This window comes from Falsiroseomonas sp. RANM36, assembly GCF_056682175.1.
Genome location: NZ_JBWXTD010000040.1, coordinates 1 through 629 on the forward strand (window position 1 = coordinate 1; position 629 = coordinate 629).

The following is a 629-nucleotide window of genomic DNA, read 5'->3' on the forward strand; positions in this document are numbered from 1 at the left end:
CGCGTGCCGAGCGCGCGCTTGCGCCCGCCACGGCGCCGTACCCCGAGGCGTTCCGCCCGGTACAGACGGAACAGCTTTTTGTGGTTCAGCCGGTGCCCTTCACGCGCCAGCAGGATGTGCAGGCGCCGGTAGCCAAAGCGCCGGCGTTCGTTCGCCAGGGCTCGCAGCCGAATGCGGACCTCGCCATCATCAGGACGCCGCGAGACGTAGCGGTACGTCTTCGGCGCCAAGCCGACGAGCTGGCAGGCGCGCCGCTGCGAGTAGTCCTTCTCCTCGATCGCCCAGGTCACGGCGTTTCTCCGCGAACCGGGCGTCAGAAGTTTTTTGCCAACATCTCCCGCAGCGTCGAGACATCGAGCATCGATTCCGCCAGCAGCTTCTTCAGCCGCGCGTTCTCATCCTCGAGGCTCTTCAGCTTGCGGGCGTCCGACACCTCCATGCCACCGTACTTCGACCGCCAGGCGTAGAACGTCGCCTCGCTGATCCCGTGCTTGCGGCACAGATCCGGCGCCGTCGCGCCCGCCTGGTGCTCCTTCAGCACCCCAATGATCTGCTCCTGCGTGAACCTCGATCGCTTCATCATCCGTCTCCCTTCGACGGACTCTAGCTCAGGCCGGGGACATCCAAGG

The 629-nt window shown here is 66.0% G+C and carries 1 pseudogene; it reads right to left on the reverse strand.

Features of this window, described 5'->3' with window-relative positions:
* Positions 1–580: pseudogene (locus AC1MIR_RS27750) on the reverse strand (transposase); the annotation flags it as partial.
* Between the last annotated feature and the right edge of the window lie 49 nt (positions 581–629).